This is a genomic window from Agitococcus lubricus (genome assembly GCF_003051055.1).
Classification (GTDB): domain Bacteria; phylum Pseudomonadota; class Gammaproteobacteria; order Pseudomonadales; family Moraxellaceae; genus Agitococcus; species Agitococcus lubricus.
In genome coordinates this window covers 44,067-68,513 of sequence record NZ_QAON01000009.1, presented here as the reverse complement: position 1 = coordinate 68,513, position 24,447 = coordinate 44,067, and the positions used below count along the sequence as shown (strand labels likewise).

Genomic DNA, 24,447 nt, shown 5'->3' with positions numbered 1-24,447 from the left:
ACTCAAAATATCAACAGCACCTAAGATATGACCAAAAAATAAGGTCATATCTCCATTTCCAAACATCACTGCTATACCATTAGTGCATCTACTTACTCCGATGTTCAAATACGCCCATCCAGTCATCGGGCAAGACCTCGTAACGTAACTCAGCAATCCGTTCTAAATACATATTGTAAAGTTTACGCTCAGGGTCTGACTTATGTAATTGGCGTAATATTTTTTCGGCAGCATCCCACTCGCGGCTATAATAATGCGCTAATGCCTGATTATACTGTTCTACCCGCTTCAAACGGCCTTCACTCGCGTCTTCTAAGCGACAGACAGGCTCATACACACACACAGGCTCACGCTTACCTTTGACAATAATTTTATCCACTAAACGATATAAAAATTGGGGGGCTAAGTCGTATGTGCCTTCGCCAACCAAAAGTTTGACACCATAAAATTTGGTGATACTTTCTAAACGCGAACCTAAATTGACCGAGTCGCCTAGTACGGTATAGGTACGGCGATACATCGACCCCATGTCGCCCACGTTCATAAAGCCTGTGTTAATCCCGACCCCAATATTGACTTCTGGCAAGCCTTTGGCAACAAAAATAGGTTTGAGCTCATCTACTTTATGCAACATCGCTAAGGCGGCATCAATCGCATGTTCGGCGTGATGAGGGTCAAGTAATGGCGCGTTCCAAAATGCCATCACCATATCACCAACATATTTATCAATCGTGCCATTATGCTCAAAGATAATCCCCGTAATGGGGGTAAAAAACTCATTCAGCATCTGTTTGAGTTTGGTCGCTTTTAAGCCTTCTGAAATCGTCGTAAAGTTACGAATATCCGAGAACAATACGGTCATGTGGCGGGATTCACCTTCTAAACCTGCTAAGTGATGATTCTCTAACATTCTTTCCACATGCGCAGGTGGCACATACTGACCAAATAAGGTTTTTAGCTCCCGCTTTTGGGTATTGGTTCTTAAAAAACCTGAGCCAATATTGAGTACGGCAATACTAAACGTGGATAACACCAAAATAGCTAAAGGCAAGTCATAATGTGCCGACTTCCATGCTGCCAAGTTAGTTAATATCAATACCGCTAACCAACCCCCTGCTACGGCCAACATAAAGGCAGGTTCTAGGCGCGGTAAAATCCAAATAAATACCAAACCACTGACTAAGAGAATAATAAAGGTCAAACCAGGTTCCCAATCTGGCCGATAATATGAGGCATTGTAGCTATCTGTACTTTGAATAATCGCATCGAGTAAATTGGCATGTACCTCAACACCCGGATAACCTGTTTGCAAAGGCGTGGTTCGTAAATCGGTCAAGCCTAACGCTGACGTACCCACTAAAACAATTGCATCTTTTAAGATGGGAATAGCATTGGGATTATTGAGTATATCGGTAGCGGACAAATAAGGATAACTGCCCGCTTTGCCCTTATAAGGAATTAAAGCCATTCCCGACTCATCGGTATAGAAGGTATTTTGGCCAATAGCTAGCGATTCAATACGTAACTGGTTCCCGCTTTTTACGGTTTGTAATTTCACATAGGGCGCATTCAAATATTGGCGAGCCAACTCTAAAGATAACGCACTGTATAGACCATTCTCATAACGTAAAATTAACGGCGAACGGCGCATAACACCATCTGCATCTGGCAGAGTACTCACAAAGCCTGCACCTAAGGCTTTATCTGCCAATTGTGGTAATAAACCCGTAAAATCGGGCATGAAGTTAATACTTAAGCGTTTTTGGTCTTTATCTTCGATTTTCATAAAAGGCGCAGGTAACACCCCTGCATGAATACCGCCTGTATTATGCAAAAAATAACCAAGCACCGTCTGTTTAGCAATGACATTAGCAAATTGGGTATCGCCATCTAATTGCGGAATGAGCTGTTGTAACTCTGCTTGTGCACTGGCACTGACTTGCCCATGCGTCAGCACTTGGGTGACAGGATTTAGCTCTGGCTCAGAAAAAACAACGTCAAAACCAATTAGCTTCACTTGTTGACGTTCTAAGGCCGTCACGAGGTCAGCTAATTTACTACGTGACCACGGCCAACGCCCTTCTTTTTTGAGGCTTAACTCATCAATATCAACAATCACAATAGGTACACGACTGTCGCGTTCTGGCGGTAAAGCCTGAAAGCGCCAGTCATAGACTAGGTTATCCAAGCGGCGTAACGATTGGTCGGCCACACTGTGTGGTTTATTTAAGGCAATAATATCTACTATTAAGAAAAAGCCTAAAATAACTAAGCCCATCCAAATCGGGAGTTGTTTTAACTGTTGTTGTAAGACGCCCCACATAAGATTTACATCCTTTTTATTAGTCCCCACGTTGTTAGCAGGAATACATCATCGTCAATTCGGATTTCAGGGTATATATATCATCACTATTCGTTGCATGTTGTGTTTTGTCTGCGTCACTGTTTATCGGCCACGCAACTCACAGGCAAAACCTCAATAGGCCGTATGTATTATCCACCAAATATTAACGCAGTTTATTATCTGGCTGTAGAGGCGGTCAGGACTTTAATGCTGAGCCTAGTACATTAGCTCCATCACTATGCCGCTCGACATATATTTAGCCCATACGCTATATTGACGCTTAGGTCAGTCAATGCTGCATCCATCACAGATTGGCAGCGATTATCAAGAAAAAAGCCCCGTTTTGTCTCACTATCACGTTATAATAATGTCAATTCAGCACGGAATAAGTGGCCTTTGACGCGACAATCACACCCTCATTTTGTCGCCCACGCTTGTCTGAATAATCGTTTATGCGGTCGCTTATCACTCTTTATTGTTTATAGATGATGCTAGTTTGCATTTTATGACATAGTATGTGTACAGTCATAACACATATTTGAAAAATTAGCAGACAAAACGCCATGGCGAATGATACAGCCAATGACAGATTATCGCTCAATTTTCTAAGCTCTATTTTCGTGCTCGTTCACTAAGGCTATTATTACGATGCAACTAGACGCTATATGGGAGACCATGTTTGCCCTAGGTTTTATCCTAGCTTCTGGCCTATTTTCTGGCTTAGTGCGTCATCCTTGGCCGCTGCAATGGCGTAATATTCTCTTTATCGTCAGTCAATCACTCTTAGCATTCTCTGTCGGTCAATCGTATATCAGTGACCTCGTTCCGCTGATGTGCGCACTACCGATTTTAACCTTGAGCGAACAAGTACGTTATTTGTGTCAACCTCAAGGTTTAGATAAAAAGATTGTCTATACCTACTGGGCCATTATTGCCACTATTTCTCTCAGTTTATTAGTGATACCAACAGCCTATGCCTTTGGCGCAAGTACGGCACTCAGCGCTATTTTGCTTGTGTGTTTGTTAGTCACCATTCATACCAAAGATATTTTTCAGCGCGTACATATTCAATTATTACTGACCTGTACCTTATTGATTGTCTCGGCCAACTATCTTTCTTTAAGCCAAGCCTATTGGCAGAGTGGTTCTGAGGTCATTCATTTTTTAACCTTATTGAGTATTGCGGCCAGTGTTTTTATTAATCAATGGGCCATTTATCAACATGCACAATACGAAAAACAACACTATGCTCATGATGAGTTACCCCGACCTGTTGAAGCCAACAGCGAAGAACATCAGCAAATCTTGTTAGCACTCAGTCATGACATGCGCACGCCCTTAAGTGGCATTTTAGGTATGGCGGAATTATTGCTCGAAACGCCGTTGAGCCCTGCACAACGAGAATACGCACAAACCGTTCAATCGTCTGGCAACGCACTCTTACACTTATTAAATGACCGTTTAGACGTTGGTCATGCTCAAGGCCAAAATCTCACCATTTTAGAAGAAGTCTTTGATGTTGCCGAATTACTCAATTACTGTTTAGATTTATTTAAGGGGCAGGCCGATGATAAAAATATTGAGCTGGTTGGTTATTTAGACTCCGCACTCCCCAAACAAGTGATGGGCGATGCCGTACGTTTGCGGCAAATTTTGTCGCGTTTAGTACATAACGCCATTCGTTTTACCGAAACAGGCGAAGTGGTCATTAGTATTAAAAGTACGATTTGGCAAAATGATTTAGGTATTCAATTCAGTGTTCAAGATACGGGCATAGGCATGACAGAGCAACAGCTCATCACCGCTTTTGTGCCACAAGTGCGGCAAGATAGCCATAATGTTTGGCATATTGGCCCTGACTTATCCACTTGCCAACAATTAGTTGATGCCATGGCAGGCCAACTCCAACTCGACAGTTCACCACACGAAGGAACAATGGTGTGGTTTGCCCTCCCCCTCAAAACGCCAAGCAGTGTTTTTACCGATTCTACCACCGAGTTTATTGCTTCATTTGCAGGAAAACGCATGCTGGTGGTTGACGACAATCGCACCGTCAGCAAAGTATTAGCCGAACAAGCCACACAATGGGGAATGCGGGTTAGCTCTGCCGAAAGTGGGACAGAAGCACTGGCCGTTGCTCGTAATGCCGCTAATTTAGGTCAAGCCTTTGATGTCATTATTATGGACTATCAAATGCCAGGTATGAGCGGCTTACAACTGGGCGCACGACTCAAAGAAGACTCGTTAATTACCAACGATGTGATTTTGATTATGCTGACGGGCTTACGTCAAAACAATATTCAAACCTTAGCACGTAACGCAGGCATTCACCGTGTCATTAGCAAACCCGTGACCAGCAAACAACTCAGGCAAGCGATTAGCCAAGAGCTGAAACGGCTACAAGGAGTCAAGCCACCCGAATTACACAATACCAGTGCACAATTGGGACGTATTAAAGTGTTGATTGCTGAAGATAACCAACTCAGTCAGAAAGTGATTCGTGGCATGATGCAAAAACTCGGCATCGACCACAGCATCGTCAGTAATGGCCGCGAGGCGGTACAAGCGGTGATGCGCGATAAATTTGATATTGTATTAATGGATTGCGATATGCCCTTTGTGGATGGTTATAGTGCCGCCCAAGAAATTCGACGCTGGGAAAAACAAGAGCATCGCCAGCCCTTGCCTATTTTGGCTCTGACTGCCCATATTTTAGATGAGCAAAAACAAAAAGCGATTAACTCGGGCATGAACGAGCACTTAAGCAAACCGATTGAGTTAGGTGATTTACAAAATGCGCTCTTGCGCTGGACTTAAGTTAAGGGTCGACCCAAAAGCCATATCCCTCGGCTAGATTTTCTGGCAATAAAGTTCTTAGCTCCATCGACTGTGTCGTTAATGATGCAATGGTCGCCATATTAGTTTTACTATATAAAGTCAGTTTGGCTTGTGCAAAAGGCGTAGCTTTTACGACAACACGGCTGCCCGTCGGTTGTGGCACATGCCATCCTGCCCATGCGGTTAAGCGGGGATTTTGGCCATTCACGTCTACCTCTAAACCGTAGTCTTGATTGCTAAATTGAATACGCCATCTAAAATTGTCTAGCGCTTCTAACTGATGCCTAAAACTACGACTGAGCTGCCTAAAGTTATACCATCGACCATAAACATATAATGAGGCCATACTCAAATAAGGGGTTTTTAGCACCTGCCCCACGTGTAATCGACTGCTCAAACCATAAAAATAAGCGTCTTTATCTTCGGCAAAATGGCGGCCTTGTGCAGAGGCATATTCCAGTGGATAACCATGTCCTGCATAGTGATGATTCGTGCCTAAAAACTCACCCGCAATATCTAAGGCATGATGCTGTATTTTGCCTAAATATTTTAATTGTCGGTCACAAATTGAGACTTGCTGCCTTGGCCATAGGCGATTGATACATAAATTAGGAGGAAAACTGTGTACCGTCTTATCTTGACGATATAAACGTAAACTCCAACTGATAGAGCCTTGACTGGTGTGTAATTTGCCACGCAGGTTATCGCGTTGAATGGTAAAAAACGAGCCAGAACCTAAACTGAAGGTACAATTTTGCCAATCTTTGAGCAACAAGAGTTGTTTTTCTTGTTCGGGACGGAGTTCTTCTTGCTCAGACACACAAATTGTTTGTCGGGTTTGGCGGTCAAAACACAATAAGGACACTTCTAAGTGACCTCTAGCCAACCACGGTCGACTGAAGGTATGCCGTAAAATAAAGGCATAACGCTCGTCTGCACTGACGCCGCGAAAGTCAAAACTTTCGTATAAGCCACGGTGTGTCGTTTTAGCCTGTATCTGAAGGGGCGCAACCATAAAAACGGATTCTCAACGCAGAAGTAAATTCAATAATATGGGATTAGTTGCCAAAATTTGCCTCTAAGCGAAAGATAATCGCGGATACGACATCCCAATCTTGGTCACGATAGCGGGTTAGATGAGGCTCTATCTCATAATATAACCAGTGACGCCAAAACGATTGTCTATACAGAATAAAAATGCCATCACTTTCAACTTGCCAATGCGGCTGCTGTACACCGTCGACCACGATACCATAGGAGATGGTTTTTTGCTGCGCCAAACGATGCAAAATACTCCAATCTTCTGACCATCGTAAGCCCACAGGGTCTGGTTCATCCTGCCAATATTGCAGGGCATTCCCCCAGCGAAATACCGTTTTATCGTTTAACAAGCGCTCTATTTGTAATTGAGAAACACTCTTAGTTTCTTCTTTCAGGCCATAACGTAGCGTTTCGGTAAAGTTCATCACCGAATTATCACTAATGCGCCAGCTTCGTTGTGCGCGTACACGGGCAAATATATCGGGTGTAGAATGTACACCAATATCAAAGCTGTATTTTACCCGAGACAAGGTGTCGGGTATCCAGCGAATGGCCGCGCTGGTTTTAGGCTCTTGAGGATTATTTAACTGATTACGCTCTGGGTGTAAGGTGTCTTCATCATCACTCACCACTAAACGTAGACGTTTACGCGCATTTGGCAGTACGGCAGAGGCTCTAAAACGTAGTTTGGCACTCAAGCCCTCCCCTTCAATCCAATTGATATCGTTAATCACTCGCAGACGGATTTTGGCTTCATTAGGTTCATGCCAGTGACCAAACAAACTGTCAAACCACTGTGCTGTCATCGTTGTGCGGTTAGATAACAAACAATGCTGACTATCTACCCACCCCAAAAAACGGCCTTCGGCATCACGATGAATACAATCCGTTGGCTCTGGTGATATTGAATTGTGGGTTGTCGGAGGCACGGTGGCAGTGGGATATGGAGAATCAACGCTCGATAAATTATCTGCCATCGTGGGTGATATCATCACATAAAATACGAAGCCTATAGCCCATTTAAACTGACACGGTTGCACACTATTCCTCGAATACTTTGGTTATGACAACATAAGATTTTTCTTATTAACACGCATACGCATGATAGCAAAATATAACCATAACATATTCCTAACTTAGGCTTGTAAACGTATATTGTTTTCCATAAAAAAAGGAGTGACTAGCACTCCTTTTTGTATCAGACGTTAATCCGACTTAGAAATAAGCCATGTCAAAATCCATCATCACGTCAGAACCTGCTTTAATGCTGGCAACACGCGACTTTAACTCTGGCAACATACGAGTGACAAAGAATTTCGCCAAACGTAATTTATCGGCATAGAAAGTATCGTCTTTACCATCTGCCGCCTTAGCAATTTTGGCAAACATATAGGCAAAGTTTAGCAAACCAAAGGCGTGCAAATAATCTACAGCCGCCGCATTGATTTGGTCAGGATTTTGCTGCGATTGCTCAATCACAAATTGTGTCGCACTTTCAATATCTTGAATGGCTTGTTCTAAAGCATCGTGCATAAAGGTCAAGTTAGCATGACTTGCTAAAGTGGCATTAAATTCACGCATTTCAGCAATTAATGGCGCAACAAAAGCACCGTTGTTTTTGGCTACTTTACGACCCATTAAGTCATGGGCTTGTACACCGTTAGTACCTTCGTAAATTTGAGCAATACGGGTATCACGTACCCATTGCTCTAAGCCCCACTCACGAATAAAACCGTGACCACCTAACACCTGTTGACCTTCGATACAGTTTTCTAAACCTTTGTCGGTCAAATAGGCTTTTACCACAGGCGTTAATAAAGCAACGCGGTCAGCGGCTAATTTACGCGCAGCTGGGTCATCACTAAATTTGGTCACGTCTAATTGTTGTGCGGTGTATAAAGCAAAAGCGCGACCTGCCTCGTTGTTGGCACGGATTTTTAACAACATACGGCGTACATCAGGATGTACTAAAATGCTGTCGGCATTTTTTTCGGGCATTTTGGTACCAGTTGCCGAGCGACCTTGTAAACGGTCACGTGCATAAGCAGCCGCATTTTGGTAAGCCGCTTCGGAAGCACCTAAACCTTGAATACCCATGGATAAACGTTCGTAGTTCATCATCACGAACATGGCGGCTAAGCCTTCGTTAACTTTACCAATTAAGAAGCCCGTTGCACCGTCAAAGTTCATTACGCAGGTTGCAGAGCCTTTAATACCCATTTTGTGTTCAATAGAACCTGCACCCACGGCATTACGTTCGCCAACACTACCGTCAGCATTAACCATAAATTTAGGCACTAAGAATAAGGAAATACCGCGAGAACCTGCAGGTGCATCGGGTAATTTAGCCAACACTAAATGCACATGATTTTCGGTCATGTTGTGTTCGCCACCGGTAATAAAGATTTTAGTACCCGTGATTTTGAATGTACCGTCAGCTTGTGGTTCAGCTTTAGTGCGGATAATACCTAAATCAGTACCCGAGTGTGGTTCTGTTAAGCACATGGTGCCAGACCATTCACCAGAGTACATTTTGGGCAAATAGGTGTTTTTTAACTCTTCACTCGCGTGTTGAGCCATCGCCATACCTGCACCAATGGTTAACAAAGGATACAAGGTAAACGATGGGTTAGTTGCAAATAACATTTCATCGGTTAAAACGGTAAGCATTTTGGGCATGCTTTGACCGCCAAACTCTTCTTCTGCACCCAAACCAATCCAACCGCCTTCGGCATATTGTTTAAAGGCTTCTTTAAAACCTGCTGGAACAGTGACCACACCATTGTTAAAGGTACAGCCCTCTTCGTCACCACTACGGTTAATGGGTAATAAAATATCTTCGCTAAACTGAGCCATTGCTTCCAAAATAGCGTTCACGGTATCGGCATCAACATGACTCAATTGCGGCGTATTTTGCCAAAAACTATTGGCATCTAAGACTTCATTTAAGGTGAACTGCATATCACGCAGAGGCGCTTTATAAATTGGCATATTCTTTCCTTTCATTTTCCCTTGTTTCAGGGAGGATTAGGGAGGGATTCGTAAAAAAGCCCGCTGATTAGCGGGCTTGTTCAGCACTCTGTCAAAATAAGCCGTGCGACTTAGAATGCAAAACCATCTGCGGTCATTTGCATTAAAGTTTCTGCACCGCCATCAATCACTTCAACATGTGCTTTAGTGCGTGGCAATATTTTCTTAAAGTAGAATTGCGCAGATTGCACTTTTGCTTGATAGAACGCAGCATCGCCTTCACCAGCCGCTAACTTAGCTTGGGCAACTTGCGCCATCCATGCCCACAAGTAAGCTAAAGTAACATAACCAGAGAACATCATATAGTCTACGGCGGCCGCACCTGCTTCGTCGGCATTGCTCATGGCTTTCATACCAATACGCATAGTCACATCACCCCACTCTTTATTGAGTGCAGCTAATGGAGCAACGAATTGTGCCATATCGGCATTGCCTTCGTTGGCTTGGCAGAATTTGTGGATAACTTTGGTAAAGTTACGGAGCATTGCACCTTGAGTTTGTAATACTTTACGACCCAATAAATCTAAGGCTTGGATTTGGGTTGTACCTTCATACAATAAGGCAATACGGGTATCACGAACGATTTGTTCCATGCCCCATTCACGAATAAATCCGTGACCACCGTATACTTGTACACCGTGGTTTGCAGCCTCATAACCCACTTCGGTTAAGAAGGCTTTGGCGATTGGGGTCAACAAGGACATCATATCATCGGCTGCTTTTTTAGCTTCAGCATCGGCAGAGCCTTGTACGATATCGTTGTAGATAGATAACCAATACACTAAAGCACGACCACCTTCCGCAAACACTTTTTGGGTTAAAAGCATTTGACGTACGGCTGGGTGAACGATAATTAAATCGGCTTCTTTTTCGGGGTTTTTTGCACCCGTTAAAGAACGCATTGCGGTACGGTCACGTGCATACTCTAGGGCGCCTTGGAAAGAACCTTCAGCCGCAGCAACACCTTGAATAGCCGTACCAATACGGGCGGTATTCATAAAGGTGAACATGCAGTTTAGGCCTTTGTTTGGCGGGCCAATCAAGAAGCCTGTTGCACCGTCAAAGTTCATGACACAGGTTGCCGAAGCCTTAATACCCATTTTGTGTTCGATAGAACCACACTTAACCGTATTACGCGTACCCACACCACCATCAGTCGTTGGTAAGAATTTAGGCACGATAAATAAGGAGATGCCTTTAGTGCCTTTAGGCGCATCAGGTAAGCGTGCTAATACAATATGGACGATGTTGTCGGCCATGTCATGTTCGCCCGCAGAGATAAAGATTTTAGTCCCTGTGATTTTGTAGCTGCCATCGGCTTGAGGTTCGGCTTTCGTACGAATAGTGCCAAGGTCAGAACCTGCGTGAGACTCTGTTAAACACATAGTACCTGTCCACTCACCAGAGATTAATTTGGTTAAGTAAACTTCTTTTTGGTGAGCATCGCCGTGTGCTTCAATCGTATTGATTGCGCCGTGGGACAAACCAGGATACATACCCCAAGACCAGTTAGCTGTCCCCATCATCTCGCTCATCGCGATACCTAATGAAGGAGGTAAACCTTGACCACCGTGCTCAACTGGAGCAGACAGCGCACCAAAGCCTAATTCAACAAATTTTTTGTAGGCTTCTTTGAAACCTTTAGGTGTTGTTACTTCACCATCATTAAATTGACAGCCTTCTTCATCACCACTACGATTGATAGGGGCTAATTCGTTTTCGCAAAATTGTGCGCCTGCTTCAATCACGCTATCTACTAATTCACGGTTTGTCTCAGCAAACGCAGGAATAGAAGCGTAATGATTTTCTACATTCAACATGTCATGCAATATAAATTGCATATCACGGAGGGGAGCTTTATATTGAGCCATCGTAACAACCTCTCGCAAAGTACAGAGACTTTATGTCTAAAGAACGTCGCATCTAATATGCGGACAAAATAGCGGTGACATAGTGTAGAAAGTAGCCGCTCCACAATACAGCCAAATTCGTGACCACTCGTTCACACCTCTGTTTTTAGCCTTAAAATTCGTCTTTTGTGTTTGACAAACGACGTTTAGATTTACTGCCTGTCATGATGACATCAGTTTTTTGCTTTACTATTTTTATCAAATCTTTGGCTGAGTCGCGCTACTACAAGGTTCTTTTTTGTCTAATACAAAATCACACAAACCCATCAACAGCCCAAAAACACTTACCGAGACATGACAACGCTACATAAATAGTTGTGTTAAACTTTGTTGTAGCTCAAAACTTATGCGTTTATCGCCAATCTCAACTTGGCCGCTTTATCATCAACGTATCAACAGTCCCTAACGCTCAGGAGATGACAGCGTGAAAAAACTCACCATCAGTATCTTATGTACCGCCTTACTGTCGGCTTGTGTACAAATGCCAAATTCTGATAGTGCTGGCTCAACACCAAGACCCGCCTTCAAAGACAGTGCGATTGGTTTGGCAACGGTTGGCTCATTAATTATTTTAATGGATGTTAAACGTCAAAAAACACAGGAGACGCTGAAAACACAGACGTCTTCACAAGGTATTAGCAAATATCAAGCACGTTTATCGGCAATCGATGCGGTTAAAAGCAATCTAGTGAGTTATTCAAGTGGCCAATTGTCACTCGGCGACAAGATTTCCTTAGTCAATGCAACGTCTGATATCGTTAAATCGAAATTGCCAGACTATGGCGACATTATTGCTACTTTAAGTACCCTATCCCAAGTATTGATTACGGCTCAGCATCAAGCCAAAGCAGCAGCGGCTGCGGCTAATCAATAAAAAAGGGGGCATCGCCCCCCTTTTTTATGCGTACCGATTAGCTCCAGTTGGCTGCAATTACACTTAATACAGAGGCATACTGACTACTGTCTAAAGTCGTTGTACCCACAGGAGGTGGTGACATACTCGCCATTGCCGTCACTAAGTTTTCAACATTCGTGTCGCTTAAGGTTTTGTTGTTGTCTGTTAGTTTGAATAATTCAATGTGATTATTAGTACTCAGGTACCAATCTCTCACAATCAGTTTATCTGTTGTGCCAATAATACTGAGCTCTAAGTTATTACCGACATGTTTAAACCACAGTTGCGTTGTTGCTATACCCGTTTTAAATAGGATGGTATCTTGATTACCAACAGCTGCATCTGTATCAAAAATACTGTCTACTGCATCTCCACGACTAAAAGCATAAGTATCATTACCCGTACGACCACTTAAGGTATCGTTACCTAGCCCACCTGTTAAGGTATCATTCCCTGCATTCCCAATAATAAAGTTATTATATTCATTCCCTGTAAGAACATCGTTATACGCACTGCCTGTAATATTTTCAATATTTAAAAGTGTGTCTGCGCCATCTGCACCCGAGCTGCGTCCCGTCATTAAATTGACTGTCACTGCGTTCGCTGCATATTCATAACTTGCAACATCTATTCCTGCTCCTCCATCAATCGTATCATTGCCAGCGGCACCTCGTAGCGTATTATTACTCGCATTGCCTAACAGATAATTTGAGGAACTATTACCTGTGCCATTAATACTGTTTTCACCTGTTAACTCTAAACGCTCTACACTGGCAGTTAAGGTATAATTTACAGAGCTTTTGACGGTGTCAAAACCTGAGTTTGTATCTTCTACCACGGTTGTATTTAATACATCCACAATATAGATGTCATTACCTAAGCCGCCACGTAGTGTATCGAAACCACCAGCACCTGCTATTTGATTAGCCCCCGCATTCCCATAAATAGCATTACTCGAACTATTGCCTATGACATTGAGATTTTCACTACCTAATAATTTGATTTTCTCGATATTATCCGCCAACTGATAGCTCACCGAAGAGTAAACCATATCATTACCCTGTCCACTCAGCTCAGTAATAATATCTAATATACTATCAACATAGTAAGTATCATCACCTGTTCCTCCAATCAGAGTATCTAGGCCAACACCACCGTCTAAAGTATCATTACCCGCTAATCCTGATAACGTATTATTTGTGCTGTTACCCGTCAGTAAATTATTCGAACTATTACCAATACCATCTATTTCTGCTTCACCTAACAGCTCCAAACGTTCTATATTTGCCGCTAAGGTATAACTAATTGTCGATTTTACTGTGTCGACTCCCTCAGCAGAAAACTCAGTTAAAGTATCCGTACTACTGTCAACTAAATAAATATCGTTACCTACACCACCAACCAAGGTATCAAAGCCTTGCCCACCATCTAAGGTGTCATTGCCAATACCTCCAGTTAATATATTATTCGCAATATTGCCTGTTAGTATATTATTGTAGCTATTGCCAATAGCATTAATAGCCTCTGTACCGATTAGCGTGAGACTTTCTAAATTAGCACGTAATGAGTAACTATAATAACTTTGAACAGTATCATTACCTTGGTTAGCAAGTTCAGTAATAATATCTTGAGCTGAATCAATCACATAAATATCATTACCTAAGCCGCCAATGAGTGTATCTGCACCTGCTGCACCGTCAAGGACATTATCTAACTCATTGCCTATCAATGTGTTGTTTAAGTCATTACCCGTTGCTGTCGTTGCTGCCCCAATAAGGCTTATTTTTTCAACATTCGGAGCAAGGGTGAAATTCACACTGCTAACTACAGTGTCTATCCCCTCATTGGCCAACTCAGTGATAACCGTATTCACATTATCTATGATATAGCTATCATCACCTAACCCCCCAACTAAGGTATCTACACCGCCGCCGCCCACTAGGGTGTCATCGCCTTCCAAACCATTTAATTGATTGTTTGCGGTATTTCCTGTCAGTTGATTATTTAAGGTGTTGGCTGTTCCGTTAATCGCTGCCGTACCTAACAAGCTCAGATGTTCAACATTTGCAGCTAAGGTATAACTGACGGTACTTTGAATAGAATCAATACCTTCATCGTTATTTTCAGTAATACTATCTGCAATATTATCAATCACATAAACATCATTTCCTAAGCCACCAATTAAGGTATCAATACCCGCGCCTCCATTTAAGGTGTCATTTCCCTCTAAGCCTGTTAACAAGTTTTTGGCCGTATTTCCTGTGATTAAATTATCACTACTATTACCAGTACCATTGATAGCAGATGTGCCTGTTAACACAAGTGATTCTAAAGCCACTCCCAAGCTATAAGTTACGGAGGATTGAACGGTGTCTAGGCCTTCACTTACTAACTCAGAGATATTATCTGTCGCACTATCAACGATATATGTATCATCTCCTAAACCACCAATTAGAGTATCAAGCCCTGCTCCTCCGTTGAGAGTATCATTACCCGCTTGCCCCTGTAAGGTGTTATTGGCTGTATTACCATTGAGAATATTGGCGTCTTGATTACCCGTCGCGTCAATTGCTGCCGAACCTGTGAGTACTAAGGTCTCAATATTCAATGCAGACAAGACAAAACTTACACTGGTTTGAATGGTATCTTGTCCTTCGTTTGCCAGTTCGATAATATTATCTGTTGTGCTGTCAACAATATAAACATCGTTACCCAAGCCTCCAATCAAGGTATCTATACCGTCTCCACCTTGTAAGGTGTTATTCGCACTATTACCAGTTAATGTATTATTGAGTGCATTACCCGTCGCATTGATTGCCGAACTTCCCAACAGCAGGAGGTTTTCTAGATTCGCACCTAAACTGTAAGTTACGGAGGATTGTACAGTGTCTATCCCTTCGTCAGTGAGTTCCACAATCACCTCTGTTGCGGCATCAATGATATAGATATCATCGTCTTGTCCACCTTTCAGAGTATCGACACCGCTACCCCCGACTAAAGTATCTGCCCCTGCACCACCGTCTAAAATATTAGCACCTGTATTACCCATTAATAGATTGGCTAATTGATTGCCTGTCCCATTCAAGGCACTCGAACCCGTTAACGTCAAATTCTCAACCTGTGCACTTAAACTATAACTGACCGACGACTGCACACTGTCAATGCCTTCATTGACTTGTTCAGTGACCACATCACCCGTATTATCGACAATATAGGTGTCGTCACCTAAGCCACCCACTAAGCTATCTGCGCCTGTGCCACCATTGAGGGTATTGTCGGCTGCATTACCTGTCAGGACGTTATTACTCGCATTACCTGTACCATCTATCTCTAATGTCCCTACTAAGACTAAATTCTCAACATGCGTTGATAAGGTGTAATTGACCGAGGCATACGCCGTATCTGTGCCTTCGTTCACATTTTCGGTTATCACATCCGTACTACTGTCAACAAAATAACTATCATCACCTAAGCCACCGACTAAGGTATCTACGCCCGCACCACCGTCTAAGCTATTGTTTGCACTGTTTCCTGTCAGTGTATTGTTTAAGCTGTTGCCCATGCCACTGAGTGCTTGACTGCCCAATAGTTGTAACTGCTCAATATAGTCCGACAAGATATAATTAACGCTACTCTTGACGATATCTGCCGTGCCGCCATTCAGTAACTCCGTCACTACATCATTAGTGTCATCGACTAAATAACTGTCGTTACCTGCGCCACCCACTAAGGTATCTGCCCCTACACCACCGTCTAAAATATTAGCACCTGTATTACCCATTAATAGATTGGCTAATTGATTGCCTGTCCCATTCAAGGCACTCGAACCCGTTAACGTCAAATTCTCAATCTGTGCACTTAAACTGTAACTGACCGACGACTGCACACTGTCAATCCCTTCATTGACTTGCTCAGTGACCACATCGCCCGTATTATCGACAATGTACGTATCGTCACCTAAGCCACCCACTAAGCTATCTGCACCTGTGCCACCATTGAGGGTATTGTCGGCTGCATTACCCGTCAGGACGTTATTACTCGCATTACCTGTACCATCTATCTCTAATGTCCCTACTAAGACTAAATTCTCAACATTCGTTGATAAGATATAGGAAACTGTTGACTGGACACTATCCGTGCCCGCCGAGGCTGACTCCGTCACAACATCATCACTATCATCCACAATATAGGTATCATCACCCACACCACCCACTAAGGTATCAACCCCTTCACGCCCATCCAACGTATTATGACTACTATTACCCGTTAGGATATTATTTAATGAATTGCCTGTCGCATTTAATGCCGTCCCTATTAAGGTTAAATTTTCAACATTAGCACTGACACTGTAATTTATCGCGCTTTGAATAGTATCTGTGCCAGCACCGACATTTTCTAGAATCACATCATTCACATTATCAATAATATAGGTATCATTGCCTGCACCACCGACTAAGGTATCATCACCTAATCCGCCATTTAGGATATTCGCACCTGCATTACCTGACAGTTGATTATTTAATTCATTCCCCGTCGCATTAATACTTGAAGAGCCTGTCAATAAGAGATTCTCTAGATGGTTTCCTAAGCTATAACTGACACTACTTTGAACAACATCTATACCTTCATTTTGCAATTCAGTTATAATATCCGTTGTCGTGTCAACAATATAAGTATCATAACCTGTACCACCAATTAAGGTATCTGTCCCCCCAGCCCCTACTAAGGTGTCATTACCTCCACCAGCGCTCAAACGATTGTTTGCTGAGTTCCCAGATAGATAATTATCAAACTCATTACCTGTGGCATTAATTGCCGTATTACCAGATAAAGACAAAAACTCGACATAACTTGGTAACACCATAGATATTGCTGACTGTAATGTATCAAAACCGCCATTTTCCCCTTCAATGATAGTATCCGATATATTATCGACAATATAGGTGTCGTCACCATCACCGCCAATTAAGGTATCAATACCTGTACCGCCATTTAGTATATTGCTACTCGCATTACCAGTAATAATATTATTAAGCGTATTACCGACACCATTAATAGCCCCTTGACCAGTCAAGACAAGATTTTCTATATTAGCAGCTAAAGAACCAATTAAATTAACATTTGTTATAATTGTATCTATGCCTTCGTTAGCATATTCATTCACAGAGTCTTGATCTGTATCGACTATAAAGGTATCATCGCCTTTATAACCAAACATCGTATCTATGCCTGCGCCACCATCAATAATATTGTTGGCATCATTTCCAGTAATAGAGTTATATAAATCATTACCAGTTGCATTAATATTTTGATTACCTGTAAGCCTTAGATGTTCCAAATTCGAACCCAAAACAAAACTCACTGAAGAAATAACTTGATCAGTCCCTTCACCATCATGTTCAACAACAACATCACCTAAATTATCAACGATATAAGTATCACTCCCTACCCCTGCCATCAGGGTATCTGCACCCAAACCACCATCTAACCTATTATTTATACTATTACCAATCACCAGATTATTGAGCGAATTTGCAACTACATTATTTGCGGTGACTCCCGTCAGCGTCACATTTTCTATATTGTCAAATAAGGCAGTAATAGCAATCGAAGATATGACTGTATCAGTACCTTCATTAGCCTGCTCTAAAACAACATCCCCTGTACTATCAATATAATAACTATCATTTCCTAAACCGCCGATTAGTGTATCACTCCCTAATTGGCCATCTAGTATATTATCATTATCATTTCCCGTAAGAACATTATTTATCTCATTTCCAGTTGCTGAAACAGCTATGCCAATCAGGGTGATATTTTCAACATTTGCAATATTTAATGTAAGATTGGTATTAGAGACCAATGTGTCAATACCAGCATTTGTACTCTCTACGACAACATCACCATCGTACATATAGGTATCATTACCTAAGCCCCCAATCAAGGTATCAATACCCGCACCACCCTCTAATGTATTATTTGCATCATTGCCGACAATCAGATTATTAAGGCTATTTCCTGTTGCACTAATGTCAGTCAAACCAATTAATGTTAAGTTTTCGACATTGCTAATATTGACTAAAGAAAAACTGACTGATGACTTAATAGTGTCTGTACCCGCATTGACTGCTTCATTAATAACATCAGTCATTGAGTCGACAATATAGGTATCATTACCTAGCCCACCAACCAAAGTATCAATACCCGCACCACCCTCTAATGTATCGTTTCCTGCAAGGGCTGATATAAAATTATTACCATTGTTGCCTGTCAATAAGTTATCTTCATTATTACCTATCCCACTAATATTATTATCACCAACTAACAGTAAGCTTTCTATATTAATACCTATTGTATAGCTAATAGTACTCTTTACTGTATCGTAGCCTTTATTAGCTTCCTCAATAACTACATCGTTAATATTACCTACAATATAAGTATCATTACCAATGCCACCTGCCATTGTATCGGCACCAATTCCTCCATCTAAGGTATCATTGCCCCCTTCAGCAGTGACAACACCATTACGCACATTAAAAATATAAATACCAGTACGCCCTGAGTTGCCAATATTTTGGTCTATATCTAAAACTTGCTGTTGATTACCTGATAATGGTAATTCATAACTAATACCATTTCCTGCCGAATAACCGATACGTGCAACAACGCCACCTAAGCCATTACTGCCAGCACTTGCATCACCCGTCGTCCAATTAACAGCTTCATATCGATAGATGATATCAAAATCGCCTTGATTGCCACGTTTGATTAATTGTATTTGAAATGCGTTTACTTTATCTGAGTGTGAGCTAAAATACCCCACATCGTCCCATGTTGCCGTCAAAACGCCATTAGTCGCATCAATATCATAATAAACACGATTCGTCCCTAAAGAATTTCCACCACCTGAGATATTTCCTGTTGCACCACGAGTATCTACATCCGCCCAAAAGCCTGCAATAATTGGATAATCTAAATTACTCCCAATAGGGTCTGGTGTATAATCTGACAAAGGCGAACCAAAGGTAATGTTTCCATTATTATTTACATATAAATTAGTGTAGCTTTGACCAAAAAAATTGAGTCCTGCTGTACCAAAAATAGTACTGATGTCAATAACATCTGATGAATCATCGTCATTTACTAATAAAATTTGCTCACCAAAACCTGCATTTCCTCCCAAACCATTAACAAGTTGATTACTACTAAGATTTAAATATTGTTGACCTAACACAGAGACTGAATTGTCATCGTTAGTATCATTGGCTGTCACATCTTTTAAGATATCATCTCCCGCGCCACCCATCAGACTATCATCACCCACACCGCCTTCTAGAGTATCTATACCAATACCGCCATCTAAGGTATCATTGCCTTCATTACCAAAAATATAATCTGCACCATCCAAACCTTGTATTAAGTTATTTAATTCATTACCACTTAACACATCATTGCCTGAGCCAGAAATCAAATTTTCTATATTAGCGTCATAAGCAATAGAAATAATATAACTTCCATTTTTTGCATTAATTGCACCTGACCTAATATCAAAATTCGTATTTTGCGCTGTGTTTAGTGTCACTGTATCTATACCACCACCATCCCACAAGGTCTCAAAATAATAACTCGTGTCTAAATTATATTGATAGATGGTATTCGTATGATTGTAATCACTATTAGCACCGTATAAATACTGTAAAGCAGCAACATCAAATACGGAGTATGTTTGTGAAAATATATTATCGCCAACAGTTTCTGTATTATTATAGCTCATCACGGTATAACGTGTAGAATCATAAGTACCATCTAATAATGGAAAGACATTGCTACCATCATCGGGATAGCCAAATGAATTATGAGGATGTTTAAGACCTAAGGCATGCCCCATTTCATGAATTAAGGTCATATAACCATAATGACTCATAAAAGAGCCACTATTATCAGGGGTATAATCAGCACTTAAAATAATTCTTTTGGGCGTATCACCTGGAAAAAAGGCATAAGCTGAGGCATTACTAATAGGTTCGGCAGTCACAGAAAAATTAAAATCTGCAACCTCTCCACCCGTGATTTCTACAAAATCAATATTGACATAACGCTCAAGATTATTGAGCTGGTCTCTAATCACTTGTTGATAAATGGCAGAAGCCGTACGCAGTTGATTGCCATTATCTACAATCGCCATTGAACTATAATCAGGAAAACTAAAGGTCAGACTCAGCTTACCGTTGGTAGGCGTTTGATAACTTGCCCCCATCAAAATACCATCAATGAGATAGCCCGTTGGCGAGTAGTTTGTCACAGTAGTCATGAGTCAAATCCTTCTAAAGAAAAGATAACGATGCCTCAAGGAAGCGACATGTCATCTGATGCTTCTTCCATGAATGCTCTTGTTGAGTGATTGGTTAATTATCAACACAAAAAATGTGTTATTTTTGTACTTAAGCTGTCAAGGATTCTACAAAAACCTTTTAATCCTGTCATGTGATTTTATGACATAAAAGGCGCTAAGTTGTCGTGCTATTTTCATACAACACCACACAGTTGCGGCCTTGTTGTTTGGCTTGATATAAGGCTTGGTCGGCATATTGAAATAGGTCATCGACTTGATAGTTGTATTTTGCGACCACCAAACCTGCACTAAACGTCGTTGAAAATTCTTGTTGCTGACTCATGTGAATTAATTGCGCAAATTCCTCACGTAATTGGTTCATGACTTTCAGCGCATCATCAGGATGCGTATCAGGCATAATAATGCCAAACTCTTCTCCACCATAACGGCCAATCACATCGGTCTTACGTAAACGGTTAGTCAATAATTTGGCCAAACTTTTAATCACCCTATCACCAATGGGATGGCCATATTGGTCGTTTACTTTCTTAAAATAATCTATATCCAGCATCACCATACTCAGTAAAGAACCAGTACGTTGCTGACGTGCCAACTCAAACTCTAACTGCAATCTAAAGGCGATATGGTTAAGTAAGCCTGTCATGCGGTCTTGGCGGATGAGTTCCCGTAAGCTACGAAATCGCTCCGCACGTTGCTTAACCGCCATCACTAATTCTTGGGCTTGAATGGGTTTTTGTAAGAAATCATCTGCACCCGATTGCATGGCAGCTAACTGTAAATGACGACCTGACTCAGTCGATAAAAAGACGATGGGTAAGTCGATAAATTGCGTATCTTGCCGAATAACACGCGCAACCTCGATACCATTACAATGAGGCATGTATAAATCTAACAAGACTAATTCTGGCGAAAAATGCTCAAGCATGGCTAATAGTTGAGTCGGGTCTTTTAGGGTTTCTACATGCATGCCTGCATTGGTTAATACCGCCGCATAATGCTCTGCCAATAATTCATTATCTTCAATGACTAAGACTTGATAGGGAATGCCTTCATTACGCAGGGTTAAGATATCTAAACGCTCTGCCAAAATGCCAAAATCAATCGGCTTAGTTAAATAGGCATTTGCGCCTGCCTGTGCAGCAGCCAAACGACTTTGCCAATCCCAACGCGAAGAAATAATAATAACGGGAATCAGCCCTTGATACTGCTGTTGTATTTTTTTAACAAAATCGGTGCCTGCGGAGTCGCCTTCGGGCAACATAATATCGACAATCATCGCCGCAGGCAGTTGTTTTAATAAGGCGTTCTCCAAATCTCTAATTTGATGAAAAACGACTGCTTGCCAACCATAAATAGATAACTGTGTTTGTATTTCTTCTGCCAACAACACATCATCTTCAATGATATATACGTAGCGATTATCATGCTGCTGTAAATCAAGCCCCGTAAAGCTCAAGTTATAATTTAATTGCTGCACCATCAGATACCGACTCAAATCGGCAACCTGCGCGGTTAAGGTCACTAGCTGGTCTGGCGTTAATGCATATTGCATTTGCTGCATATTTAAGGTCAGTTGCTGCTCAATAAATCGTAAATGCTCACTCAACGCACCATAACCAAACGAGCCAGCCGAGCCAGCCAGACTATGTACCAAACGATGCAACTCAGGTAGTAACCGTGGATGCTCCTCAAGGTGTTGGGCTAATTGCAAACAAATGTGTTCTATAGCCTGTATACGTAGTGGCAATTGTTGGCCATAACTGTGTTGTAAAGCCTTGAGCTTTTCTAATTTTTCTTGTTTTGATGCCATGACGTACTACCCTTTCACCGTCATTATTGACGTTAAACCTCATGTGGCTTTGCATAAATAATTTATCACATTAGCCTAGTGTCTGTTGACGTTTTGCGTGTGAGCCACAATCAAAGCGTCAACAGACCTTATGACCTTATTATGTCGCTTTTTAGAATGCAATGCTCTACATCCCCGCTAAGCTAAGGTATAGTGCTAATAATCGATAATACTAGTCTATATACCATGAAAACGTATCTGGTAGGCGGTGCCGTCCGCGATAAACTACTGGGTAGACCAATACATGACCGTGATTGGGTGATTGTTGGCGCTACCCCTGAGCAACTACGTCAACAAGGTTTTCAAGCCGTTGGCCATGACTTTCCTGTTTTTTTACATCCTCACACCCATGAAGAATATGCTTTGGCACGTACCGAACGTAAAATAGGCCGAGGCTATCATGGCTTTGATTGCTTTTTTAGTCCTGATATTCGTCTAGAGCAAGACCTCTTACGCCGTGATTTAACCATTAACGCGATGGCACAAGCAGAAGATGGTGAGATTATTGACCCCTATGGTGGCCAAGACGATTTACACGCCAAACAACTCCGTCATGTATCCGACGCCTTTAGAGAAGACCCCTTACGTGTATTGCGTGTTGCACGCTTTGCCGCACGTTTTGCAGGGGATGGATTTAGAGTGGCCGACGACACGATGTCTTTGATGACGGAAATGGTACACAGTGGCGAATTAAACCATCTCACGGCCGAACGGGTATGGCAAGAAACACATCGCGCCTTAAACGAAAACCATCCTGATGTGTATATTGAAGTGCTACGTGAATGTGGTGCACTCAAGGTTTTATTTCCAGAACTACATCAATTATTTGGGATTCCCCAACGCCCCGAATATCACCCCGAAATTGATACGGGCTTACATTTATTACTGTGTTTACAGGTCGCTGCTAGAGCCAATCTTCATCCCCGTGTACGTTTTGCTGTGTTGCTACACGATTTAGGGAAAGGCATTACGCCTGAAGCGATTTTACCGCGTCATCATGGTCATGAAGAACGTGGTTTAGCACTGGTAACAGCGGTTTGCCAACGCTATAAAGTCCCCAAAGATTATCAACAATTGGCAGAAATGGTGTGTTTATATCATTTGGAGTGTCACCGTGTTGTAGAGTTGCGAGCGGCTACCCTGTGGCATAAGCTCCAAAAATTAGACGCTATTCGGCGACCTGAACGTTTTGCTGAGTTTTTGTTAGCCTGTCAAACAGATGTACGTGGTCGACTCGGTTGGGAAGAGCTGCCCTATCCGCAAGCAGCGTATTTTCAGCAAGCACGCGACATTGCCGCACAGATTAGCACACAACATCTGAACCAACAGAACCTAACAGGCGCAGCACTTGGCACAGCCCTAGCCGAAGCACGTATTGATGCCTTAGACCTTTTCAAAAAGCACTATCATGCAACACACTCTCGATAATAAAGTGGTTTTCATTACCGGCAGCAGTCAGCGAGTTGGCGCAGCCACTGCACGTTTGTTACATGAGCGTGGCTGGCGGGTGATTATTCATTATCGGCACAGCGAACTGGCTGCACACGCGTTGGTTGATACCTTGAATCAGGTTCGTCCCACCAGCGCTGCAGCATTACATGCAGACTTAGATGCAGTCCATTTGTTTTCTCAACTCGCTGAACAGGCTTATGCTATCTTTGGTCGCATTGATGCGCTGGTCAATAATGCATCTACGTTTTATGCAACACCCATTGCAGAAGCCAACATTCAACAATGGGATGATTTATTCAGTAGTAACGCACGTGCGCCTTTTTTCTTAAGTCAAGCACTACGGCCGTATTTGCAACAACAAGATGGTTGTATCGTAAATATTGTTGATATTCATGCTGAACGGCCTTTTAGAGACTATAGTATTTACTGTATGGCTAAAGCCGCCTTACAAATGATGACTTATGCGCTAGCCAAAGAATTAGCCCCTTTTATTCGCGTCAACGGCGTGGCACCAGGGGCGATTTTATGGCCAGCCGCAGATACTGTATCCGCCATTAATGAAAGCCAACAGCAAGAAATTTTGTCGAGCGTGCCATTGGCGCGTTCGGGAAGTCCCAGCGATATTGCGCGTACGGTTGCCTTTTTGTTGGATGATGCGCCTTACATTACGGGTCAAATTATTGCGGTAGACGGTGGCCGACGGCATACCCTTGGTAAAGAATAAGCGGGTATATT

Annotated in this window: 11 protein-coding genes; 4 read left to right on the top strand and 7 right to left on the bottom strand. The window is 42.2% G+C overall.

Annotated features, from left to right (window positions below):
• Positions 1 to 88: 88 nt before the first annotated feature.
• Entirely contained in the window at positions 89 to 2,323 is a 2,235-nt protein-coding gene (locus C8N29_RS10140) for a CHASE2 domain-containing protein (protein ID WP_107865950.1), read from the bottom strand.
• Between the two features lie 696 nt (positions 2,324 to 3,019).
• On the opposite strand from C8N29_RS10140, the gene C8N29_RS10135 reads away from it, so the two are divergent.
• Positions 3,020 to 5,161: a response regulator gene (locus tag C8N29_RS10135; RefSeq protein WP_170106956.1), complete on the top strand. Its 2,142-nt coding sequence runs from the start codon at positions 3,020 to 3,022 to the stop codon at positions 5,159 to 5,161.
• Between the two features lies 1 nt (position 5,162).
• Here the strand turns inward: C8N29_RS10135 and C8N29_RS10130 are convergent, their stop codons facing one another.
• From C8N29_RS10130 to C8N29_RS10115, 4 genes are all read right to left on the bottom strand, one after another.
• Positions 5,163 to 6,197, bottom strand: coding sequence for a hypothetical protein (locus C8N29_RS10130; RefSeq protein WP_107865948.1), 1,035 nt, complete (start codon positions 6,195 to 6,197; stop codon positions 5,163 to 5,165).
• A 43-nt stretch (positions 6,198 to 6,240) separates the two neighbouring features.
• Complete coding sequence (locus C8N29_RS10125) at positions 6,241 to 7,200, bottom strand: hypothetical protein (protein ID WP_107865947.1); 960 nt, start codon at positions 7,198 to 7,200, stop codon at positions 6,241 to 6,243.
• 238 nt (positions 7,201 to 7,438) lie between these two features.
• Positions 7,439 to 9,214: an acyl-CoA dehydrogenase C-terminal domain-containing protein gene (locus C8N29_RS10120; protein ID WP_107865946.1), complete on the bottom strand. Its 1,776-nt coding sequence runs from the start codon at positions 9,212 to 9,214 to the stop codon at positions 7,439 to 7,441.
• A 110-nt stretch (positions 9,215 to 9,324) separates the two neighbouring features.
• Positions 9,325 to 11,124 (bottom strand): acyl-CoA dehydrogenase C-terminal domain-containing protein, encoded by a 1,800-nt coding sequence (locus C8N29_RS10115; protein WP_107865945.1) that lies wholly within the window; start codon positions 11,122 to 11,124, stop codon positions 9,325 to 9,327.
• 463 nt (positions 11,125 to 11,587) lie between these two features.
• On the opposite strand from C8N29_RS10115, the gene C8N29_RS10110 reads away from it, so the two are divergent.
• Entirely contained in the window at positions 11,588 to 12,037 is a 450-nt protein-coding gene (locus C8N29_RS10110; protein ID WP_107865944.1) for a hypothetical protein, read from the top strand.
• 37 nt (positions 12,038 to 12,074) lie between these two features.
• On the opposite strand, the gene C8N29_RS10105 is transcribed toward C8N29_RS10110, so the two are convergent.
• Both C8N29_RS10105 and C8N29_RS10100 read right to left on the bottom strand, forming a co-directional pair.
• Positions 12,075 to 20,369: a nidogen-like domain-containing protein gene (locus C8N29_RS10105; RefSeq protein WP_107865943.1), complete on the bottom strand. Its 8,295-nt coding sequence runs from the start codon at positions 20,367 to 20,369 to the stop codon at positions 12,075 to 12,077.
• 196 nt (positions 20,370 to 20,565) lie between these two features.
• Positions 20,566 to 22,221 (bottom strand): diguanylate cyclase, encoded by a 1,656-nt coding sequence (locus C8N29_RS10100; protein WP_107865942.1) that lies wholly within the window; start codon positions 22,219 to 22,221, stop codon positions 20,566 to 20,568.
• 225 nt (positions 22,222 to 22,446) lie between these two features.
• Here C8N29_RS10100 and C8N29_RS10095 point away from each other — a divergent pair, with 225 nt between their 5' ends.
• The gene (locus C8N29_RS10095) at positions 22,447 to 23,688 is read left to right on the top strand and encodes a multifunctional CCA addition/repair protein (protein ID WP_107865941.1); all 1,242 of its coding nucleotides are present in this window, start codon (positions 22,447 to 22,449) and stop codon (positions 23,686 to 23,688) included.
• Positions 23,669 to 24,436: a pteridine reductase gene (locus C8N29_RS10090; RefSeq protein WP_107865940.1), complete on the top strand. Its 768-nt coding sequence runs from the start codon at positions 23,669 to 23,671 to the stop codon at positions 24,434 to 24,436. Before C8N29_RS10095 ends, C8N29_RS10090 begins: the two co-directional genes overlap by 20 nt.
• Positions 24,437 to 24,447 lie beyond the last annotated feature (11 nt).

Bases quoted from the DNA above. Each gene is read 5' to 3' on its own strand.
- C8N29_RS10140 (WP_107865950.1), bottom strand. From the start codon at position 2,323: ATGTGGGGCGTCTTACAACAACAGTTAAAACAACTCCCGATTTGGATG.
- C8N29_RS10135 (WP_170106956.1), top strand. From the start codon at position 3,020: ATGTTTGCCCTAGGTTTTATCCTAGCTTCTGGCCTATTTTCTGGCTTA.
- C8N29_RS10130 (WP_107865948.1), bottom strand. From the start codon at position 6,197: ATGGTTGCGCCCCTTCAGATACAGGCTAAAACGACACACCGTGGCTTA.
- C8N29_RS10125 (WP_107865947.1), bottom strand. From the start codon at position 7,200: ATGGCAGATAATTTATCGAGCGTTGATTCTCCATATCCCACTGCCACC.
- C8N29_RS10120 (WP_107865946.1), bottom strand. From the start codon at position 9,214: ATGCCAATTTATAAAGCGCCTCTGCGTGATATGCAGTTCACCTTAAAT.
- C8N29_RS10115 (WP_107865945.1), bottom strand. From the start codon at position 11,124: ATGGCTCAATATAAAGCTCCCCTCCGTGATATGCAATTTATATTGCAT.
- C8N29_RS10105 (WP_107865943.1), bottom strand. From the start codon at position 20,369: ATGACTACTGTGACAAACTACTCGCCAACGGGCTATCTCATTGATGGT.
- C8N29_RS10100 (WP_107865942.1), bottom strand. From the start codon at position 22,221: ATGGCATCAAAACAAGAAAAATTAGAAAAGCTCAAGGCTTTACAACAC.
- C8N29_RS10095 (WP_107865941.1), top strand. From the start codon at position 22,447: ATGAAAACGTATCTGGTAGGCGGTGCCGTCCGCGATAAACTACTGGGT.
- C8N29_RS10090 (WP_107865940.1), top strand. From the start codon at position 23,669: ATGCAACACACTCTCGATAATAAAGTGGTTTTCATTACCGGCAGCAGT.